Origin of the sequence: Streptomyces sp. NPDC005811, from assembly GCF_040630405.1 — a bacterium.
Classification (GTDB): Bacteria; Actinomycetota; Actinomycetes; order Streptomycetales; family Streptomycetaceae; genus Streptomyces.
In genome coordinates this window covers 1-14,098 of record NZ_JBEXXK010000109.1, presented here as the reverse complement: position 1 = coordinate 14,098, position 14,098 = coordinate 1, and the positions used below count along the sequence as shown (strand labels likewise).

General features: G+C 72.9%; 16 protein-coding genes. 9 read left to right on the top strand and 7 right to left on the bottom strand.

Annotation, left to right across the window (positions count from 1 at the left end; genetic code table 11):
- Positions 1-138: 138 nt before the first annotated feature.
- From ABZ490_RS51335 to ABZ490_RS51325, 3 genes are read left to right on the top strand one after another with little or no spacing between them, the layout of a single operon-like run.
- Positions 139-1,971 (top strand): tetratricopeptide repeat protein, encoded by a 1,833-nt coding sequence (locus ABZ490_RS51335; RefSeq protein WP_359007695.1) that lies wholly within the window; start codon positions 139-141, stop codon positions 1,969-1,971.
- Positions 1,968-3,680 (top strand): sulfite exporter TauE/SafE family protein, encoded by a 1,713-nt coding sequence (locus ABZ490_RS51330; RefSeq protein WP_359007692.1) that lies wholly within the window; start codon positions 1,968-1,970, stop codon positions 3,678-3,680. Before ABZ490_RS51335 ends, ABZ490_RS51330 begins: the two co-directional genes overlap by 4 nt.
- Before the next feature lie 60 nt (positions 3,681-3,740).
- Positions 3,741-5,330: a serine/threonine-protein kinase gene (locus tag ABZ490_RS51325; protein WP_359007689.1), complete on the top strand. Its 1,590-nt coding sequence runs from the start codon at positions 3,741-3,743 to the stop codon at positions 5,328-5,330.
- Position 5,331: 1 nt separating this feature from the next.
- Here the strand turns inward: ABZ490_RS51325 and ABZ490_RS51320 are convergent, their stop codons facing one another.
- Positions 5,332-6,138 carry an SGNH/GDSL hydrolase family protein gene (locus tag ABZ490_RS51320; RefSeq protein ID WP_359007686.1) on the bottom strand — a complete coding sequence of 269 codons (807 nt, stop codon included), beginning with the start codon at positions 6,136-6,138 and terminating at the stop codon, positions 5,332-5,334.
- A gap of 233 nt (positions 6,139-6,371) precedes the next feature.
- On the opposite strand from ABZ490_RS51320, the gene ABZ490_RS51315 reads away from it, so the two are divergent.
- Both ABZ490_RS51315 and ABZ490_RS51310 read left to right on the top strand, forming a co-directional pair.
- Positions 6,372-7,466, top strand: a complete 1,095-nt coding sequence (locus ABZ490_RS51315) for a DUF5925 domain-containing protein (RefSeq protein WP_359007683.1) — start codon at positions 6,372-6,374, stop codon at positions 7,464-7,466.
- A 29-nt stretch (positions 7,467-7,495) separates the two neighbouring features.
- The gene (locus ABZ490_RS51310) at positions 7,496-8,272 is read left to right on the top strand and encodes a DUF72 domain-containing protein (RefSeq protein WP_359007680.1); all 777 of its coding nucleotides are present in this window, start codon (positions 7,496-7,498) and stop codon (positions 8,270-8,272) included.
- 8 nt (positions 8,273-8,280) lie between these two features.
- On the opposite strand, the gene ABZ490_RS51305 is transcribed toward ABZ490_RS51310, so the two are convergent.
- The gene (locus tag ABZ490_RS51305) at positions 8,281-8,649 is read right to left on the bottom strand and encodes a GntR family transcriptional regulator (protein ID WP_359007677.1); all 369 of its coding nucleotides are present in this window, start codon (positions 8,647-8,649) and stop codon (positions 8,281-8,283) included.
- A 96-nt stretch (positions 8,650-8,745) separates the two neighbouring features.
- Here ABZ490_RS51305 and ABZ490_RS51300 point away from each other — a divergent pair, with 96 nt between their 5' ends.
- Together ABZ490_RS51300 and ABZ490_RS51295 are read left to right on the top strand one after the other, a co-directional pair.
- The gene (locus tag ABZ490_RS51300) at positions 8,746-9,675 is read left to right on the top strand and encodes a GNAT family N-acetyltransferase (protein WP_359007674.1); all 930 of its coding nucleotides are present in this window, start codon (positions 8,746-8,748) and stop codon (positions 9,673-9,675) included.
- The gene (locus tag ABZ490_RS51295; RefSeq protein ID WP_359007670.1) at positions 9,656-10,159 is read left to right on the top strand and encodes a DUF402 domain-containing protein; all 504 of its coding nucleotides are present in this window, start codon (positions 9,656-9,658) and stop codon (positions 10,157-10,159) included. The genes ABZ490_RS51300 and ABZ490_RS51295 overlap by 20 nt, the downstream gene beginning before the upstream one ends.
- A 96-nt stretch (positions 10,160-10,255) precedes the next feature.
- On the opposite strand, the gene ABZ490_RS51290 is transcribed toward ABZ490_RS51295, so the two are convergent.
- The gene (locus ABZ490_RS51290) at positions 10,256-10,849 is read right to left on the bottom strand and encodes a class I SAM-dependent methyltransferase (protein ID WP_359007667.1); all 594 of its coding nucleotides are present in this window, start codon (positions 10,847-10,849) and stop codon (positions 10,256-10,258) included.
- A gap of 160 nt (positions 10,850-11,009) precedes the next feature.
- Here ABZ490_RS51290 and ABZ490_RS51285 point away from each other — a divergent pair, with 160 nt between their 5' ends.
- Positions 11,010-11,144 (top strand): hypothetical protein, encoded by a 135-nt coding sequence (locus ABZ490_RS51285; RefSeq protein WP_359007664.1) that lies wholly within the window; start codon positions 11,010-11,012, stop codon positions 11,142-11,144.
- Between the two features lie 18 nt (positions 11,145-11,162).
- Here the strand turns inward: ABZ490_RS51285 and ABZ490_RS51280 are convergent, their stop codons facing one another.
- The 3 genes from ABZ490_RS51280 to ABZ490_RS51270 form a co-directional block, all read right to left on the bottom strand.
- Positions 11,163-11,612 (bottom strand): GNAT family N-acetyltransferase, encoded by a 450-nt coding sequence (locus ABZ490_RS51280; protein ID WP_359007661.1) that lies wholly within the window; start codon positions 11,610-11,612, stop codon positions 11,163-11,165.
- A 189-nt stretch (positions 11,613-11,801) separates the two neighbouring features.
- Positions 11,802-12,671 carry an alpha/beta fold hydrolase gene (locus ABZ490_RS51275; protein ID WP_359007658.1) on the bottom strand — a complete coding sequence of 290 codons (870 nt, stop codon included), beginning with the start codon at positions 12,669-12,671 and terminating at the stop codon, positions 11,802-11,804.
- 172 nt (positions 12,672-12,843) lie between these two features.
- Positions 12,844-13,290 carry a MarR family winged helix-turn-helix transcriptional regulator gene (locus tag ABZ490_RS51270; protein ID WP_359007656.1) on the bottom strand — a complete coding sequence of 149 codons (447 nt, stop codon included), beginning with the start codon at positions 13,288-13,290 and terminating at the stop codon, positions 12,844-12,846.
- Positions 13,291-13,388: 98 nt separating this feature from the next.
- On the opposite strand from ABZ490_RS51270, the gene ABZ490_RS51265 reads away from it, so the two are divergent.
- Positions 13,389-13,763: a cupin domain-containing protein gene (locus ABZ490_RS51265; protein ID WP_359007653.1), complete on the top strand. Its 375-nt coding sequence runs from the start codon at positions 13,389-13,391 to the stop codon at positions 13,761-13,763.
- On the opposite strand, the gene ABZ490_RS51260 is transcribed toward ABZ490_RS51265, so the two are convergent.
- Positions 13,741-13,935, bottom strand: coding sequence for a hypothetical protein (locus ABZ490_RS51260; RefSeq protein ID WP_359007651.1), 195 nt, complete (start codon positions 13,933-13,935; stop codon positions 13,741-13,743). The two genes, ABZ490_RS51265 and ABZ490_RS51260, sit on opposite strands and share 23 nt — an antisense overlap.
- Positions 13,936-14,098: the final 163 nt, after the last annotated feature.

Here is a 14,098-nt window from a genome sequence, read left to right as displayed (position 1 = left end):
AGGCCGATCACCCGCGGCAGGACATGGGGCAGGTTGTACTCGCCGGCCAGGCCGCGCCGGGTGAAGGCGGTGGTGAAACGGGCCCCGCGGGCGGCACCCCCGCAGGGCCGATCCACCCCAGGCGAGCTAGGAGAGGGCATGTCCCCGCGTACGAACGACGGCGCACCGGAGCACGAGCGGCCGGCATCCGGACCCACGTCCGAGGACGCCACCGCGGCGGACCCGAACCTGCGGAAGAACGAGCCGAACACCACCACCGAGGCGGACGGCACCGCCGGAACGAACGGCACCGCCGGGACGGCCGGGACGAACGGCACCGCCGAGCCGGGCGGTGCGGACGGCACCGCCGAGGACACCTCTGCCAAGAGGCCCACCAGCGAGGTCGACTCCGCCGAGAGCGCCACCGCAGAGGCCCCCTCCGCCGAGAGCGCCACCGCGACCGGGGTCGACACCGACCCGGGAGTCACGACCGCCGAGGCCGACTCCGACCGCGGCACGACCACCACCGCCCCCTCCGACGGCAACGCCACCGCGACCGAGGCCGACACCGACCCGGGAGCCACGACCGCCGAGGCCGGCTCCGGTGCCGGTGTGGTCGACGAGCGGGTCGCTGCCGTGCGGCGGGTCGGGGCCGCCGGGCGGCGGTGGCGGCGGGTGCAGCTCGGTGCCTGTGCCGCCATGATGGCCGTGGGGCTGACGGCGGGCGCGATCGCGATCGGCGCCGTGCGGGACGGCGGCACCCCCCACGTGGCCACCGCCGCCGCCGTGTCCCCCGGCCTCCTCGCGAGCGGTGACCTGGACACCGCCATCGCCGCGCTCCAGACCCATCTGCGCGCCCAGCCCAAGGACTACGGCAGCTGGGCCACCCTCGGACTCGCCTACGTCGAGCAGGCCCGCACCAAGGGCGACCCCTCCCGTTACCCCCAGGCCGAGCAGGCCCTGAAGCGTTCCCTGTCCCTGAAGAAGGACAACGACGCGGCGCTGGCCGGCCGGGCCGCGCTGGCCGCCGCCCGCCACGACTTCTCGGGCGCGCTGACGTACGCGGACAAGACGCTGAAGGAGAACCCCTACAGCGAACGCGCCCTGTGCTCCCGTATCGACGCCCTCGTGGAGCTCGGCCGCTACGACGACGCCGAGCAGGCCGCGAACCTCGCGGACCAACGGCGCCCCGGCGTCCCGGTGTTCACCCGCTACGCGTACGTCCACGAACTCCGCGGCGACGTCACCACCGCCCGCCGCGTCCTCGAGCGGGCGCTCTCCGCGTCCACCACCCCCGGCGACATCTCCTACGTGGCCGCCCAGCTCGGCCAGCTCGCCTGGAACCAGGGCCGCTACGAGGAGGCCCTCACCTACTACGCCCGCGCCCTCGCCGCCGACGACACCTACCTCCCCGCGCTGGAGGGCAGGGCCCGCGCCCAGGCCGCCACCGGGCAGCGGGCCGAGGCGATCAAGGGGCTGGAGACCGTCGTCGCCCGCTACCCGCTGCCCGGCCCGCTCGTCGCCCTCGGCGAGCTGTACGAGGCCCGGGGCGCGCAGGGCGACGAGGAGAAGGCGCAGAACCAGTACGCCCTCGTCGACGCCTGGACGGCGATCGCCCGCGCGAACGGCGTCAACGTCGACCTCGACACCGCGCTCGCCGCCGCCGACCACGGGGACAGGGCGACCGCCCTGCGCGCGGCCCGCGACGACTGGTCCCGCCGGCACACCGTGCACACGGCGGACGCCCTCGCCTGGGCCCTGCACGTCAACGGCGAGGACGCCGAGGCCCTCGCCTTCGCCCGGCAGGCCACGGCCACCGGCTACCGCAACGCGAGCTTCCTCTACCACCGCGGGGTGATCGAGAAGGCCACCGGTCACCCCGACGACGCCCGTACCCACCTCGCCGCCGCGCTGAAGCTGAACCCCGGCTTCTCCCCGCTGGGCGCCCGCGAGGCCCGTACGGCGCTCAAGACGCTGGAGGCGGACAAGTGAGGACCCGTCGTCTGTTCGCCTCCTGCGCGGCCGTGTTCACGGCCGGCGTCGCGCTCGCGCTGGCTCCTTCCACCAGCGCGAGCGCGCACCCCCTCGGCAACTTCACCGTCAACCGCTACGACGGACTCGTCGCCGCGCCCGGACAGCTGCGCGTCGACCATGTCGAGGACCTCGCCGAGATCCCGGCGACCCAGGCCAAGCCCGATCTGAAGCGGCTCGGCACCACCGAGTGGGCCCGGCAGCGGTGCGAGAGCGCCGCGAGCGGCAGCAGGCTCACCGTCGACGGCGAAGCCGTCCCCCTCACGGCCGGCCGCAGCAAAGCGGTGCTGCGGCCGGGCCAGGCCGGACTGAACACCCTCCGGGTGGAGTGCCGGCTGACCGCCGAGCTGCCCGAGAAGCGGACGTTCTCCCTCTCCTTCCACAGCGAGGGCGCCTCCACCGGCCCCGGCTGGCGCGAGATCACCGCGCGCGGGGACCGGATGACGCTCACCGAGTCCGACGTACCGCAGAAGTCGGTGTCGGACGAGCTGACCACGTACCCCAAGGAGCTGCTCTCCTCGCCCGCCGACACCGCGACCGCCGCGCTGACGGTGCGCCCGGGCGGCTCGGCGCTCGCCGCGGACGACGACCGGGACACGCCCGCCGCGTCCGTCCTCCCCCGGGGCGCCGACCGCTGGACCCGGGCACTGGACAACCTCGTCGCCCGCCAGGACCTCACCGTCGGCTTCGCCGCGCTGGCGCTGGTGATCGCCATCGTCCTCGGCGCGATGCACGCGGTCGCCCCGGGCCACGGCAAGACCATCATGGCCGCGACGGCGGCCGCCCGCGGCGGCAAGGCCCGGATGAAGGACGTCCTGCCGCTGGCCGCGTCGGTCACCATCACCCACACCCTCGGCGTGGTCGCCCTCGGCCTGCTCGTCACCGCCGGCTCGGCGGCCGCCCCCTCCGTGATCGCCTGGCTGGGTCTGGCGAGCGGTGCCCTGGTGCTCTGCGCGGGCGTCACCCTCGCCCGCCGCGCCTGGCGCAACCGGGGACACGGACACAGCCACGGCGGCCACACCCACGGCCACGGCCATGACCATGACCACGGCCATCCGCACGACCACTCCCCCACCCCCAGCCGCGAGCTCGTCCTCGCCGGCGCCCCCGCCACCCGCGCGCACAGCGTCACGGAGAAGGCCCCCGCACCCCACGACCACGGACACAAGCACGGACACGAGGGCGAGCACGACCACCACCCCGAACACACTCACGACCACGACCACGACCACAAGCACGATCACGGCCACGCACACGACCACAGCCACACCCACGGCGGCCACACGCACACCCACGGCGGTCACACCCACACCCACGAGGTCGCCCCCACCCTCCGCGGCACGATCCTGCTCGGCTTCGCCGGTGGCATGGTCCCCAGCCCGTCCGCCGTCGTGGTGCTGGTCGGCGCGGCGGCGCTGGGGCACGCCTGGTTCGGGCTGCTGCTCGTCGTCGCGTACGGCATCGGCCTCGCCCTGACACTGACGGCAGCCGGGTTCGCCGTGGTCAGGCTGGGCGCCAGGGCGACGCGCCTGCTGGACCGGCGGCCGAGCTGGACGACCCACCCGGTCCTGACGCTGGTCCAGCGCAATCTGCCCGTCTGGTCCGCGCTGCTCGTCGTGGCGCTCGGGGCCGGACTGGTGCTCAAGGGGGCCGCATCCGTACTCGGCTGAGCTACGTTTGTGGGGTTGCGGAGGATTTCGCCCGGATGCGATGTGCGAATGGGGGACGCCGTGTCCGAAGAACCGGGCAGTGAACGGCTGATCGCGGGCCGCTACCGTCTGCTGACCCCGCTCGGCGAGGGCGGCATGGGGACGGTGTGGCGGGCCCGTGACGAGGTGCTGCACCGAGAGGTCGCCGTCAAGGAGGTGCGCGCCCCGGCCGGGCTGGCGGCCTCGGACGTCGAGCGGATGTACGCCCGGCTGGAGCGGGAGGCCTGGGCCGCGGCCCGGGTCGCCAACCGGAACGTGGTCACGGTGTACGACGTGGCCCTTCAGGACGGGCGCCCGTGGATCGTCATGGAGATCGTGCGCGGGATCTCCCTCGCCGAGCTGCTGGACGCCGAGGGTCCGCTGGAGCCGGCGCGCGCGGCGCACATCGGCGCGGAGGTGCTGTCCGCGCTGCGGGCCGCGCACGAGGCCGGGGTGCTGCACCGCGATGTGAAACCGGCCAATGTGCTGATGTCGAACGACGGCCGGGTGGTGCTGACCGACTTCGGCATCGCGACCGTCGAGGGAACCTCCGCGCTGACGATGACCGGCGAGGTCATCGGCTCCCCCGAATTCCTCGCGCCGGAGCGCGCGCTGGGGCGTACGCCGGGGCCGGAGTCGGATCTGTGGTCGCTGGGCGTGCTGCTGTACGCGGCGGTCGAGGGGAACTCGCCGTTCCGTCACGACACCCCGCTGAGCACCCTGCGCGCGATCGTCGACGAGGAGCTGCCGCCGCCGCGGCGGGCCGGTCCGCTGGCGCCCGTGATCGAGGGGCTGCTGCGCAAGGACCCGGCGGAGCGGACGCCGGCCGAGCAGGCCGAGCAGGATCTGCGGCTCGTCGCGGCCGGGGGCAGTCCGCGCTCGGGCACGCTCCGCTCCGCGCCGTACGCCCCCTACGCGCCGACCGTCTCGACGCCGCCGACCCCGGTCGAGCCCTACCGCCAGGAGGCGCCGCAGACCGCCCCGTCGTGGGCGGACACCGGGGACGACCGGGCGGAACGGGGGCGCAACCGCACGGTGTTCGTCGTCGGGGTGGTGGTGCTGGCGCTGGCGGTGGCCGGGCTGACGTACGGACTGCTGAACCGGGGCGACGACGACAAGGGCGATGCCGGGGCGGCCACCGGCGGCCAGACGCAGGGGCTGAGTTCCACGCCGTCCGCGCGGAAGAGCAGCGATTCGCCGAGCGATTCGCCGAGTCCGAGCCCGAGTGCCTCGTCGGCCGCGCCGCAGCAGACCGTCTCGGTCTCCGTCAGCGGCGCGAACACGGACTACCGCGGCTCCTGTCCGCCGCCGAACGACTCCGCGCCGGCCTTCACGGCCACGATCACGGTGGGCAGGCTGCCCGCGACGGTGACCTACCGCTGGGTGGCGAAGAACGGCGACCTGTCCGGGCAGACCTGGAAGAGCCTCACCTTCCCGTCGGGCGGCGGGAAGACGAAGCAGGACAAGGTGGTGCTGTCGACGTACGCGGAGGACGGGACGTACGAGAACGCCATCGGTGTCGAGGTGAGCGACCCGGTGAAGACGACGTCCGCGTACGTCCCGTTCTCGGTGACGTGCGAGACGGAGACCCCGTCGGGCGAGGCCTCCCCCTCGTCGTCACCGACCGGGTGACTCAGGCCGCGCTGTTCAGCACCGGCAGATAGCCGCCCGACTGGCCCGAGGCGGTCGGGTGGTAGGACTCGCCGATGTTGAGCAGGTTGAGGCTGTGCAGCCAGGAGCTGCCGGAGCAGATCTCGTGGCCGCTGAAGGTCGTACGGACGTCGCCGAAGGTGAAGCCGTGCGCGGCGGCGCGGCGGGCGACGGCGGCGTCGAGGTAGTCGGCCGCGTTGTTGATGGCGGAGCGCTTGGTCTCGGACAGGCCGAGGCAGACCGTGCCGAGCTGGTAGAAGCGGGGGTAGCCGAGGACGACGACCTCGGCGTTCGGGGCCTTGGAGCTGATGGCCGAGTAGACGGTGTCGAGCTTGCCGGGGAGGGTCGAGTCGACGTACGCCCGCGCCGTGTTGATGCGGCTGACGCAGGTGCTGTCGGAGCTGGTGACACAGGTCGTCATGACGTCGGCGAAGCCGGCGTCGTTGCCGCCGATGCTGATCGAGACGAGGCCGGTCGAGGAGTTCAGGCCGCCGAGCTGATTGGCCAGAACTTCATCCGTTCGGGCGCCCGAGCAGGCGGCGAACGTGAACGACGAGGGTGAGTGGGCGGCGTTCCAGAGGTACGGGTACGCCTTCGTGCTGCGCTTGCAGCTGCCGCTGGAGCTGATGTAGCTGCCCGCGCCGACTCCGGAGGAGTAGGAGTCGCCGAGCGCCACATAGCCGCCGTTCGCGGCGAGTTGGGACGCGTGGGCGGCGGTCGCCCCGGTGAGGGCGGCGGCGGTGGCGAGGAGGAGTGAGCTCAGGAATACGACAAGTCGGGAACGTCTCATGGAACCTCCCTTTAGCAGGATCTCTGCCTCAACCGTCGTAGCAACTACGCGTGTTGACGGGAAGTGTCCATGCCAAGACTTTCCGGGCACGGCCCGCGCCTTTCCTGTGCATCTCCTCTGCGGACCGCTGCCGGCGGCAGGGCGCGTTCCCGGACTTCCGCGCATCGCCGACACACCGCGCGCACCTCGGAAACCGCGTGCACGGGGCGGCCTCGTGCCGGATCATGGCGGGCATGTCTGCACTCCCACACGACGCTCTGCCGATCCGGCTCACCGTCGACGACTCCGACTCCCCGTCCGATGTCGTCGACGCGCTGTTCCTCGGCCGCTTCGCGACGGGCGAGCAGCCGTACTCGCACGCGGTGAACATCGACCGCGTACGCTCCGGCGCGACCCTGCTGCCGCCGCAGGCCCGCGTGCTGCGCGTGGCCCGCGACGACGACCGCAGCGCGACGCTCGCCGAGGGCGACGGCTGGACGCTGCTGGTCTCCCGCTGGAACCGCGGCGCCGACGTCACGGTCACCGCGACCAGCGCCGAACTCGCCTCGAAGGTCCTGGACGAGGCCACCGACGGCGCGGCCGACGAGCCCGAACCCCAGCCGGAGAACGTGACGATGGGGTTCTGGTACGTCTCCCCGCGGCGCGGCCCGCACCGCACCACCCGTCAGATCTCCGCCGGCACCTGGGAGGAGATCCGCCCCAACTACACGGCCCCCGTCGCCGAGGCCATGGACCGCCTGATGGCGACCACCCCGGAGGACATCGCCGGCCGACTGCTGCTGCTGCACGGGCCGCCCGGCACCGGCAAGACCTCGGCGCTGCGCACGCTGGCCCGGTCCTGGCGGGACTGGTGCCAGGTGGACTGCGTACTGGACCCCGAGCGGCTCTTCTCCGACGTGGGCTATCTGATGGACATCGCGATCGGCGAGGAGGACGTGGCGGGCAAGGGCCGCTGGCGCCTGCTCCTGCTGGAGGACTGCGACGAACTGATCCGCGGCGAGGCCAAGCACACGGCCGGCCAGGCGCTGTCCCGGCTGCTCAACCTCACCGACGGCCTGCTCGGCCAGGGCCGCAACGTGCTGGTGGGCGTCACCACCAACGAGGACCTGGAGCGCCTCCACCCGGCCGTGGTCCGCCCGGGCCGCTGTCTCGCCCGGATCGAGGTCGGCCCGCTGACCCGCCCGGAGGCGGTCGGCTGGCTGGGCGCCGAGGAGGGCGTCGGCCGCGAGGGGGCGACCCTGGCGGAGCTGTACGCGCTGCGGCGGGGCACGTCCCCGACCGCGCTGCCGGAGCCCAGGGGCCGCGCGGACGCGGGGCTGTATCTGTAGGCGCTGTCCGCAGGTGCTTTCATGGAGGTATGACCCTGTACGTCGGCACGTCCGGCTGGCAGTACAAGGACTGGCGTGAGGTCCTGTACCCGGCGGACGTGCCCGTGCGGCGGTGGCTGGAGGAGTACGCCGAGCATTTCGCCACCGTCGAGATCAACAACGCCTTCTACCGGCTGCCGTCCCGGGACACCTTCGCGTCCTGGGCCGGGCGCGTCCCGCCGGACTTCGTGGTCGCGGTCAAGGCGAGCCGCTATCTCACCCACATCAAACGGCTGCACGACCCGGCGGAGCCCGTGCACCGGCTGATGGACCACGCGGCCGGCCTCGGCGCCCGGCTGGGTCCCGTGCTGCTCCAGCTCCCGCCGACCCTGCGCGCCGATCCCGAGCTGCTGGACACCTGTCTGTCCCGCTTCCCCGCCGGCACCCGGGTGGCGGTCGAGCCGCGCCACCCGTCCTGGTGGATCCCGCCGGTCCGCGAGGTCCTGCGGGCCCGCGGCGCGGCCCTGTGCTGGGCCGACGTGCGGTGCCGCCCGGCCACCCCGCTGTGGCGGACCGCCGAGTGGGGGTACGTCCGCTTCCACGAGGGCCGCGCCAGTCCCTGGCCCCGCTACGGCCAGCACGCCCTGGAGACCTGGATCGACCGCATCGCGACGACCTGGTCCGCGCACGACGACGTGTACGCCTACTTCAACAACGACCCGGGCGGCGCGGCGGTGGGCGACGCGGCCCTGTTCGGCAGGACGGCCCACCGGGCGGGCCTGCCGGTGACCCGCACCCCCCGGGCCCTGGCCGCCCGTTCACGGTGATCCGTCCGTCACCCCTGATAGGCCGCCCGCAGGGCGTCCCGCACCGCGGCCGACGCCTGCTCCTCGGTCAGCCCCAGCCGCACCACCCGCTCGGCATAGGCCTGCGCGGCGAGCGCGGCCTCGCGCTCCGCAGCCGAGCCCGCCGCGGCCACGAAGGTCCCGTTGCGCCCCCGGGTCTCGATCACCCCGTCCGTCTCCAGCGCCCGGTAGGCCTTGGCCACGGTGTTCGCCGCCAGTCCCAGCGACTCGGCGAGCCCCCGCACGGTGGGCAGCCGGTACCCCACCGGGAGCGCCCCGGACCGGGCCTGCTCGGCGATCTGTGCCCGTACCTGCTCGTACGGCGCGGCGCTGTCATCGATGTGGATCTTCAAGGTCACGGCCCGATTGTCCCCCACCCGGCGACAGGGCCCGGCCGGGAACCCGGCGGAAAATGGGAGGCACGAGCCTTTCTCCCGCCCGTAGCGTGCGCTCACATGACCGTCATCGTGCGCGATCTGCGCCCCGACGCACCTGCCGAGATCGAAGGCTTCGTCCGGGTCCGGCACGCGGCCCTGCCCTATGTGTTCTTCAGCCCGGAGTCCCTGCGCCACGCCCTCTCCCTCTCCCCTCCCCGCGCCCACGCCCGCAAGCTGGTCGCCGAGGAGGACGGCGAGATCATCGGCACCGCCCAGGTGGGCCTCGCCCATGAGAGCCCGGTGCCCGGCCAGGGCTTCCTCAATGTGTACGTGGACCCGGCGCGCACCGGCCGGGGCGCGGGCGCCCTGCTGGTGCGGACCGCCGAGGAGCATCTGGCGGCGCACGCGGCGACGCACCTGTACTCCTGGGTCCTGGACGAACCCGGCAACCGCGCGTTCGCCGAGCGCCACGGCTACCGGCCGAGCCGCTCCGCCCACTTCCTGCGCCTGGATCTGGCCGGCGCCGCGCTGCCGCCGCTCCAGGACCCGCCGCCGGGCATCGAGCTGCGCACGGCGGCCGACTTCGCGGACGACCCCCGTCCGCTGTTCGCGCTCGACGCGGCCGTCGCGGCCGACGAACCGGGCGACATCGAGGTCGAGTTCACGGACTACGGGGCCTGGGTCGCGGAGACCTGGAACCATCCCCACCTCGACCGGGAGCTGACCTCGGTCGCCGTCGCCGACGGGCGCCCCGTCGCCTTCAGCGTGGCCCACACCAACGGCGCCGGCCGCTACGGCACGGGCATGACCGGCACCGTCCGCGACCACCGCGGCCGGGGCCTGGCCAAGCTCGTCAAGAACCACTCCCTGCACCGCGCCCGCGCCGCGGGGTACACGGAGGCGTACACCGGCAACGACGCGGACAACGAGCCGATGCTGGCGATCAACAAGTGGTTCGGGTACGAGATCCGCGCGACGGAGGTGCGTCATGTCCGCGCAGTCGGCTGAACCGGGCCGCCCGGTGGAGGTCGTCCTGGTCAAGGGCGGCCGTACGAAGATCCGTTACACGGCGGAGCTGCTGTCGGACGACGGCACGCGCATCGCGGTACGCGCCCCCTGGGCCGGTGACGGGGTGCGGGACTTCGGCTTCGTCCGGTTCGAGGCGGGTGATGTCTTCACCGAGTACTACTGGCGGGACCGGTGGTACGCGGTGAAGGAGGTGCGGGCCGCGTCCGGTGCCCTGAAGGGCTGGTACTGCGATGTCACCCGCCCGGCCGTGCTGGGGGGCGGCGAGCTGGTCGTGGAGGATCTCGACCTGGACCTGTGGCGCTCCGCCGACGGCACGGACGTACGGCGGCTGGACGAGGACGAGTTCGCCGAGAGCGGTCTGGCCGAGCGGGACCCCGCGGCGGCGGCCTCCGCCGTGACCGCCCTCGACGAGCTGGAGGCGCTCGCCTCCGTCGAGGGCGGTCTGGAGTCCCTGCTGGCCTAGGGCCTGTCGTTTGGATCATGCCGCGCGTCGCGGGGTGGCCGAAACGCGACGTCGGCCCAGCCGACCTGATCCAAACGACAGGCCCTAGCGGGCCGCTCACACGGTGGCCACCACGGCGTACCGCTCGTCCTCGACCGGCCCGCCCCACAGGCGCGGGTCGTCCGAGAGCCGCTCCAGGCGGGTGTGGCCGGCGAGCGGGGCGAGGAGGGCGGTGAGGCGGTCCGCCGGGATGCCGGCCGGGGTGACCGTCCCCCAGACTCCCTCCACCAGGACGAGCCGCCCGCCGGGCCGCAGCAGGTTCCGCCAGTGCCGCAGGACCCGGGCGGGGTCGGGCAGCGCCCACAGGACATGCCGGACGAGCACGGTGTCGAAGCGCTGTTCGCCGACCGGCGGCGCCGCCGCGTCACCGAGGAGGAACACCGCGTCCCGCCCGGCGAGTTTGGCGCGGGCCCGCTCGATCATCGGCGCGGACAGATCGACCCCGGTGACCCGGTGTCCCTGTTCGGCGGCGAGCAGCGAGAGGCTCCCGGTGCCGCAGCCGAGGTCGAGGACGTCGCAGGCGCGCCCCGGGAGCCAGCCGAGCAGCCGCTCCGCCCAGGCGGCCCGGACCTCGGGGTCGCGCAGTCCGTGATCCGGTTCCTCGTCGAAGTGCGCCGCCTCGGCGTCCCAGTCGACATGCGCTGACGTCATTTCGTCACCTTTCCACCCCGTGTGCCCCAGAGTGACACCCACCACTGACGCTCGAATCGTGACACCCGCCACTGACAGAGCGAGGTTCGATGAGGAACCCTCCCGGAAAGGGTCTACCTCCGTGGGAGCACGGAACCCGGTAGCTCTGAAGGAGGCAGCCATGCGCCGCACTACTGTGCAGAAGCCCCTGAGGAAGACGGACTCCCGCCGGATCCGGGAAGAGGCGGACGAGCGCCCCGCCGGGCGCCCCGAGGTGCGAAAGGACATCGCGCGCACCTGGTGGCCGGACGGGTGAGACGGCCCTGCGGCCCGCTCAGTCGAGCCGCTTGCGGTAGTGGAGCCGGTCGTAGCCGCCGTCGGCGCGCCGCCCGACCAGCTCGTAGCCGTGTTTCGGGTAGATCTTTTGGTTCTCCCACATCAGCACGTTCGTGTAGAGCCTGACCTCGGGCAGGCCGAGCCGCCGCGCGTGGGCGTCCACGAAGTGCAGCAGCCGCCGCCCCACGCCCCTGCCGTGGGCGTCGGGGTGGACGGCGATGCTGTCGAGGAACAGATGGTCGGGGAACGCCTCGACGACCACCAGGCCCACGACGGGGTCCCCGGTGACGAACACCTTCCCCGCGGCGACCTCCGCCGCGTGGTCCGCCCGCATGGGCAGCGGTACGGCGCCGATGCGCTCGATGTAGGGCGTGTACGCCGCGTCGGTGACCCTCTGCACGGCCGTCACGTCGGCCGCCGTGGCGGGCCGGATCTCCTCGCTCGTCATACGGCCCACGGTAGCTACCTGAGCTGCGGCTCAGCGCTCCCTTAAGGCAACCCTAAAGATCGCCGAAGGCCTCGCTCAGCAGGCGTTTTCTACGGTTTCTTGGTTCCGGCACCCCCGTGACTCCGGGGCCTGACCGGCGGCTCAGGCCGGACAGGCCCCGGCGGGGACCTCCTGGTCGGCTCGGTGCGGTCAGCTCAGCGCGGACGCGCAGGTGGTGGGGGTGGCGCGGGCCGGGTCGAGCGCGTTGGCCACCTCGTGGAAGGCGATCCGGTCGAACAGGCCGATCGCCACGTGCTCGGAGAGGTCGAGCGGGCACAGGTCCTGGAGCAGGACGTTGCGCACGTCCGATCCGCTGAGGTACTGGCTGCGCCAGGGGGTCGCCACCTCGTCGTACCGGGTGGCGACGACGGTGTAGTGGACGCCGGGGACGGTGTCGCCGCCGGCGTTGAGCTTGGTGAGGAAGGCCGAGCCGGGGATCTGGTCGGCGAGGCCGGGGGTGGCGGCGGAGATGAGGTCCTCGGCGCCCGGGAAGTAGGGCAGCAGGTTGGTGAGGCCGCTGAGGGTGGCGCCGTGGTTGTCGGGGGCGAGACCGACGAGGGCGTTGACCTTGGCCGCTCCGCCGAGGAACTTCAGGTAGTAGCGGGGCATCATGCCGCCCTGGGAGTGGCCGACGAGGTCGGCCTTGGCGGCGCCGGTCGCGGAGAGCACCTTGTCTACGAAGGCGGAGAGCTGTTCGGCCGACTTGTCGATGGGGCCGAGGCCGTAGAAGACCGGGACACCCGGCAGCTGTCCGTAGTCGAGGGAGTAGACGCAGTAGCCCCGGTCCACGAGGTAGGGGGCGAGGGACAGCCAGTTGTCGATCGAGTTCCCGAGGGTGCCGTGGACCAGGACGACGGGGCGGGGGTGGGCGGCGGAGGGCTTGCAGCCGTAGTCGTTCCAGCCGCTCGACGAGGTCGCGGCGGTGGTGGAGGCGTGGGCTGCGGAGGCGGGGGCCGTGGCGGCCGCGGCTGCCAGCAGTAGTGCGGTGAGGGGTCTGAGCAGGCGCTTCCAGGGCAGCATCGGGTGATCTCCTTGCGGCTCAAGGGAGGTGCGATGGCCTTACGCCCTGTGATCCGGATCACCAGGATGCTGTTCACTCATCAAGTTACGAACGAGTAGCTGATGTGTGAAGTTACGCGTCAGTAAAAACTTCCAGTGGTAGTAAGCGGCGGCCGGGACGGCTGACAATCCGTCACCAGGCGGGCCTGATGGGGCCGTAGGGGGCGATGCGCCCCAACCGGTCGCCCAGCGCCCGGACCTCCCCCTCCCCCAGCACGTCCAGCCACCCGCCCACCACCTCCGCGGCCGCCTCCTCCGCCGCCCGGGTGCACTCCCACCCGCGCCCGGTGAGCACGATCAGCCGGGCCCGCGCGTCGCCGGGGTGCGGCCGCCGCTCGACGTACCCCTTCCGCACGAGCTCGTCCACCAGCTGGCTCGCCGCCTGCTTGGTGACCCCGAGATGGACGGCGAGGTCGGTGACCGTGGCACCCCCCGGGGCCAGCCGGGCGAAGGCGAACCCATGGGCGGGCCTGACCCCCTCGAAGCCGCGGGCGACGACCCCCTCGTGGATGCGCTGGGTCAGCTCACCGGCTGCGGCGAGCAGGGCTGCGGACAGGGCCATGGCCTCGGAGTTCTGCACGGGGGCATTGAAACACCCTTGACGGAATGGTCAAGGAGCTTGACCATATAGCCGAACGCAATAGTCAATCAGCTTGACCATGTCCGAGGGAGACACCCATGCCCGTCGTCCGTTCCTCCGAGGCCACCACCCACGAGATCCACGGCGCCCGCTTCGTCGCGTACGCCACCCCCCGCACCGGCAGCAGGGAACTGTGCGCCTGGCGCGGGGAGATTCCCGCCGGGGCGAAGGCGCCCGCGCACACCGTGAACCGGGAGGAGATCTTCCATCTGCTCGTCGGCGAGCTGATCGTCACCCTCGACGGCCGGACCGAGCGGATCTCGGCCGGGGACACCCTGATCGTCAACCCGGGGGCGACCCTGGCGGTCGAGAACCCGACCGGGCACACCGCGCTGTCGTGGGTGACCACCTCCGTCGGACTGGAGGCGGAGCTGGCCGACGGCTCGCGGATCAGCCCGCCGTGGGCCAACTGACGCGTTCGGCGCGGAGTTCCGCGCGGACCGGCTCCAGCAGCCGGCCCACCCGGTTGCGGCCGCCCTCGGCGCGGGTGTCCCACCAGTACGGGGACTCCGCGCATCCGGTGCAGACGATCGTCGCGTCGCCGGTGCCGAGCAGGATCTTCACCGGCCGGTCCTGCTGGTCCATGTCCCCGAGGACGTAGACACGCCGGTGCGGCGGAATCGTGAGGCAGGCCTCCCTGAGCAGCTCCCGGTGGGCCTAGGTCGTGTCCGCAAAGTCAGGGCAGCCAGAGTCGTAGGCAGGCGATGGTGACCAGGGCTTTGTAGTGGCGGGCGCGTTTGTCGTAACG